This is a genomic window from Thiocapsa sp. (genome assembly GCF_011390875.1).
In the GTDB taxonomy this organism is placed as follows: Bacteria; Pseudomonadota; Gammaproteobacteria; order Chromatiales; family Chromatiaceae; genus Thiocapsa.
The window spans coordinates 1-5,445 of sequence record NZ_JAABRP010000264.1; the positions used below are offsets into that span (position 1 = coordinate 1).

Annotated in this window: 5 protein-coding genes and 2 pseudogenes; 4 read left to right on the forward strand and 3 right to left on the reverse strand. The window is 62.3% G+C overall.

Annotated features, from left to right (window positions below; genetic code table 11):
* The 3 genes and pseudogenes from actP to soxB form a co-directional block, all read right to left on the reverse strand.
* A pseudogene (gene actP / locus GPT33_RS16675) lies at window positions 1-288 on the reverse strand (cation acetate symporter); the annotation flags it as partial.
* A complete protein-coding gene (locus GPT33_RS16680) occupies window positions 285-593 on the reverse strand; it encodes a DUF485 domain-containing protein (RefSeq protein WP_296811183.1) in 309 nt (102 codons plus the stop codon). The pseudogene actP and the gene GPT33_RS16680, both read right to left, overlap by 4 nt.
* 411 nt (window positions 594-1,004) lie before the next feature.
* Complete coding sequence (gene soxB, locus GPT33_RS16685) at window positions 1,005-2,783, reverse strand: thiosulfohydrolase SoxB (RefSeq protein ID WP_296811188.1); 1,779 nt, start codon at window positions 2,781-2,783, stop codon at window positions 1,005-1,007.
* A gap of 335 nt (window positions 2,784-3,118) precedes the next feature.
* On the opposite strand from soxB, the gene soxX reads away from it, so the two are divergent.
* The 4 genes and pseudogenes from soxX to GPT33_RS16705 form a co-directional block, all read left to right on the forward strand.
* The gene (gene soxX / locus GPT33_RS16690; RefSeq protein ID WP_296811191.1) at window positions 3,119-3,499 is read left to right on the forward strand and encodes a sulfur oxidation c-type cytochrome SoxX; all 381 of its coding nucleotides are present in this window, start codon (window positions 3,119-3,121) and stop codon (window positions 3,497-3,499) included.
* 26 nt (window positions 3,500-3,525) lie between these two features.
* The gene (gene soxA / locus GPT33_RS16695) at window positions 3,526-4,365 is read left to right on the forward strand and encodes a sulfur oxidation c-type cytochrome SoxA (RefSeq protein WP_296811194.1); all 840 of its coding nucleotides are present in this window, start codon (window positions 3,526-3,528) and stop codon (window positions 4,363-4,365) included.
* 89 nt (window positions 4,366-4,454) lie between these two features.
* A complete protein-coding gene (locus tag GPT33_RS16700) occupies window positions 4,455-5,006 on the forward strand; it encodes a hypothetical protein (protein ID WP_296811198.1) in 552 nt (183 codons plus the stop codon).
* Window positions 5,007-5,073: 67 nt separating this feature from the next.
* Window positions 5,074-5,445: pseudogene (locus tag GPT33_RS16705) on the forward strand (rhodanese-like domain-containing protein); the annotation flags it as partial.

The window sequence follows — 5,445 nt, forward strand, 5'->3', positions numbered from 1 at the left end:
GGAGATACCCAGAAAGGATGCCGCGGACATGAAGTCGCCGGCGATGGCCAGGCCGTTCTGCATGCCGGTAATGCCGCCGCCGGCGGTGTAGAAGTCACTCGCCGTGCGGGTCCGCTTCGAAGCCCAGTAGGTGATACCCAGGGTCGCGCCGACGAAGATCATGAACATCACGATGGCCGTCGTGTTCACGCTGCTCTGAACGACCGTGCCGGTCAAGGCGGGCGCGGCGGCCAGCCCGAACGGGACCAGGAGGGCGGCAAGCACGCCCCACATTCCGAAACGTGTCATTCGAAATCCTCCTGGATCTCTTTGGTGAGGCGGTCGAACTGACCGTTCGCGCGGGCCACGTAGATGCCCGTGAGGATGAAGGCACTCAAGATGATCAGGATGCCGACCGGCATGCCGACGGTCATGGTCCAGCCTTCGGCCACCGGAACAGCCAGCCATTCCGGTTGGAAGGCGATGACGAGGATGAACCCGTAATAGATGATCAGGATGGCGGCGGTCAGGGTCCAAGCGAAGCGCTTGCGCGCACCGATCAGCTCACGATAACGCGGATGTGCCGTGATGGCATCGACCGTGTGTTGCTTCATAAGGGTACCTTTGGAGGCGGTTGTTTTTTGATCGTCCGACGCGTGCCGCATGAGACACCATCGATCGGCATCGAAAAACGGCACGTGAGATCCGGACCTACGGCACCCGGGAGGTCTCGGAGGACAGGGGCGCGGTGTCCCCGATGGGATGATTCAATCAGGCGATCGCCGGGCTCGGGGAGCGCGCGATTGTGTTGGGCGGGCGCAGCTGCGTCAACGATCCATGCATTCTTTATATCTATCCGAAGAATTGCTAAATCCGACGACGCGGCGAGGTGCGTCGATCGAGGCGGTGCCGGGGACGACGTGGGTGTTCTCGGGACGAGGTGCGCGGCGGCCCGAGACGGACACCCGAATGGGTGGTCCGCCGCGGGCCGCAGACGAGCGACGAGGAGCTTTAGACCTCTGAAACTACATGAACGGATAATCCGCGATGCCCGGATTGCCCGTTACGTTCTTGAGCTTCGGCGTGTTGAGCTTCTCGATCTTGACCGTCTTGATGTCTCTTAGATAGGTCGCGACCGTCTCCCAGATCGGCTCGCCCGGCGATTGACTGCCGACCGTTGCCCAGCCGGCGACCACGTAGGTCTTGTCAGGCTCGATCTTGGTGCCGTCGTCGAGCGCCATGTCGAGAATACGTTCGCCCATTGAAGCGGTCGGATCGCAGACATAGTCCAGTCCGCCGACCCGCACCATGTCACCGCCCTGCTGGACATAGGGATCCGGATTGAAGAGGTTGTCGCAGACGTCCTCGAGGATCAGCTTGATGTCCGCGCCGGTCATCTCGCGCCGGTAGGTCTCCGGGTAGGTGATGCAGGTCTGATCCATGACATTGTCCATGGTGATCTTCTGACCGGGCAGCACGGTCGTACCCCATCGGAAGCCCGGCGAGAGGCTGATCTGGGCGTCGTTGACCTTGCGCAGCGCGTCGCAGATCACTTGATCGAAGGTGCCGTTGAAGTTGCCGCGGCGGAACAAGGTCTCCTCGGCGGTCGCCAGCTCCTCTTCCAACTGAGCCTTGTAGGGTGCGCGCACGCCTGTGATGTATTCGACCATCTCCGCGTTCGGGGCAAGCAGATTGGAAAACACGGGCAGCAGGCGATAGCGGAAATCCTGCAGCTTGCCGTCCTTCACCTCCATGTCCATCACGCCGAGGAATTTGCCGTTGGAGCCTGCGTTGGTCACCAGGGTCTTGCCCGAGGCATTCTCGACGATGGTGGGCGCCGGCATCCCGTCGTGCGTATGGCCGCCGAAGATGACGTCGATTCCGGTCACGCGCGAGGCCATCTTCAGATCCACGTCCATGCCGTTATGCGACAGCACGACCACCAGATCGGGTTTTTCGTCCTCGCGAACCTGATCGACGATCTCCTGCATCCGCCCGTCCTCGATACCGAAGGTCCAGTCCGGCATGAAGCGTTGCGGGTTGGCGATCGGTGTATAGGGGAATGCTTGCCCGACGACGGCCACCTTGACTCCGCCGACTTCCTTGATGGTGTAGGGTTTAAAGGCCAGCCCCATGTCCTCGTCGAAGCCGGCGAAATCCGCGAAGCGATAGTCGAACATCGCCTCTTCGCGCACCTTGACGTTCTGAGCGACAAAGTCGCCCTTGAACTCGCCGACGTTCTTGATGACCTCCTCGTCGAGATAGGTGAACTCCCAGTGGCCGGTCATGACATCGACGCCGAGCAGGTTGGTGGCGCCGACCATGTCCATGCCGCGGGTCCAGTAGGCCGTTCCCGAGCCTTGCCAGGTGTCGCCGCCGTCCAGCAGCAGGCTGTTGCCGTCGCCGCGCTCGGCGCGGACGCGATCCACCAGCGTCTTGAGATGGGCGAAGCCGCCGACCGCGCCGTACTTCTCCGCACCGGCGTCGAAGTCGAGGAAGGTGAAGGCATGCGCCTCGATGCCGCCGGGTTCTACCCCGAAGTGCTTCAGAAACGCCTCGCCCACCACGTGCGGCGCCTGCCCGAAGGCCGGCCCGATGCCGAGGTTGACGTTCGGCTCCCGGAAGTAGACCGGGTTTAACTGGGCGTGTGTATCGGTGATATGCAGGAGGGTGACGTTGCCGAACTTCGGCACCTCGTAGAGGTCGGCCGGCATCCGCTTTGCCGCGAACACCGACGAGGGGAACATTCCGGCAGCACCGGCAATTCCCATGAGTCGCATGAATTCACGTCTTGAAAGTGACATTGGTTTCTGTGTCCTCCGTTAGGCTTGTAAGTGCGCCTCGCCACTGTGGCCGACGGCGCGGTGAATCCCGAGTAGTATGCCCGGTCATGGGCCGCGAATGCCATCACAGAGCCCGCCGTGGATCGGGTCCGCGTTCGGGAAATCATGTTCTGCGTCGCACCTTGCGAGTCGGACATTTTCAATTCGACGTGTTAGGATTCAAACGACAGAACATCGCGGCGTCACCGAACGACCGCGGGAAGACCGCGCGACGACGCGGAGATCAGATAAGAAAACAGGCTTCGGAGCAACTCCGATCCATGTCGTTACAGCAGAGACCTCAGGAGGCTACACGCATGCTGTCCCTACGCCCGATCCGAGCGAGCGCGATCGCTCTTGGTCTTGGATTAACCACACTCGCCGTCGTCGCCGCGGCGACCGACATGCCTCAACTCGACCTCAACGGGGATGCCGCTGCAGGCAAGGCCGTTGCCGAGGACCGGGGCAAAGGCAACTGTCTCGCGTGTCACATGATCGTCGGTGCCGAGAGCCCCGGAGCCATCGGTCCGGCCTTGATCGCCATGCAGACCCGTTACCCGAGCAAGGAAGCCCTTGCACGCCAGATCTGGGACGCGACCGTCAAGGCGCCCGAGGCCGCCATGCCGCCGTTCGGCAAGCACGAGATCCTGACCAATCAGGAATTCGTGGACGTCGTCGAATACGTCTGGACACTCTAAGAGCGACCTTCGGAGGCACCTCGATAATGTCAAAGCTATTGCTGTCGTTCACCGCTGTCGGTCTCGCTTGCTCGCTCGCTGTCCCGGCCCTCGCATCGACACCCGAGGAAGACAAGGCGATCTTCCAAGCCTATTTCACGGAGCGTTTCCCGACCGTACCTCTGCAGGACTTCGCAAACGGCGTCTACTCCGTGGACGCGGTCGGACGCGAGAACTGGGAGGCGATCGAGGAGTTCCCGCCCTACGAGAACGCATTGAGCAGCGGCGAGGAGATGTGGAATACACCGTTCGCCAACGGTAAGACCTACGCGGACTGTTTCCCGGATGGCCCGGCAATCGTGGGCAAGTATCCTTACTGGGATAAGGATCGCGGGATGGTCGTTACCCTGCCCCTCGCCATCAACGAGTGCCTAGAGGCGAACGGCGAGAAGCCGCTTGACCTCGCGAAGGGACCGATGGCGGACATCACTGCCTACATGGCGTTCGAATCCCGCGGCCAGGTGACGAACGTAGAGATCCCGGCCGACGATCCCCGCGCGGTCGCGGCCTACGAAGCGGGTAAGGCGTTCTACTTCGCACGACGCGGACAGTTCAACTTCTCGTGCAGTCATTGCCACTTCGGCAACTCGGGCACGACCCTGCGTACCGAGATTCTGAGCCCGGCCTTCGGCCACACCACCCACTGGCCGGTCTATCGCTCCAAGTGGGGCGAGATGGGCACGCTGCACCGCCGCTACAAAGGCTGCAACGAGCAGGTTCGCGCTGCACCCTTCCCGCTGCAGGGCGAGGAATATCGCAACCTTGAGTATTTCATGACCTACATGAACAACGGGCTGGAGCTCAACGGGCCCGGAGCACGGAAGTAACGCACGCCGACAACGCCGACCGCTAAAGGCACGAGGGCGCGCCCCCGCGGCGCGCCCTTTTGAGAGCGCACGAGAGGAGTTCCTATAAGATGTCGATTCGCAGTGTATTCAAAACGATCCTGGTCGGAGGCCTTTTGGTCGCCTTACCGATCACCAGCGCTTGGGCGACACACAGATCCGAAGCCGAGCAGGCTATCGAGGAAGCGAAGGCCGCGCATGCAGCCGCCGAGACAGCGGGCGTTGCCTCCGCGGAGACCGCATCGCTGATCAAAGAGGCCGAGTCGATCATGCCGGAGCGCCAGTTCACAAAGGCGCGCGAGCTGGCGATCAAGGCAACGAAGCAGGATACCTTCGCCGTCGAGCAGTCCCAAGGTGCGACTGTCGACACCGGCGCGGAAAAACAGGCCGAAGAGGCGATCGCCGCAGCCGAGGCCGCGCGCAAGAAGGCGAGCTCCGTGCGCGGCGAATGGCGCGACACCGGCAAGCTCATCAAAGAGGCGCAGGATCTCGCCAAGTCCGGCGATTTCGCCGCGGCAATCGCTCTGGCCGACAAGGCAAAGCGGCAGGGAGAGATGGGCTACGAGCAAGCCATCCGCGAGCAAGGGGCGACCTTCCCCACCTACGTGAAGAAACCGCAGTGACGGGATGACCGGGTCGCATCAGACCCGTGACGGCCGACCCTCTCAAATCGGATTAAGGAGACCAACGATGCCGAAACAGACCACCACAGCCACCCTTTTGATCATCCTCGCGAGCGCTCTGCCCGGCACCTTGCTCGCTGCCGACAACCGCATCTCGGCAACCATCGAAAGCATGGATGTCGTCCACAACGGCCAGACCGTGACCATTCAACGCGGTCACGACCGTGACGCAACCCTTCCCGCGATGTTCCAAAAGACCGACCGCGGTTGCCCGCCGTTCTGCGTGCAGCCGATCGTCGCCCTGCCCGGCGTCGGCACCATCGGCGAGCTTGAGGTGCTCGACTACCTGAACCGCAAGTCCAAGGGCGACGACAGCATCCTCGTCGTCGACTCGCGCACCCCCGACTGGGTCATGCGCGGAACCATCCCGGGCGCGATG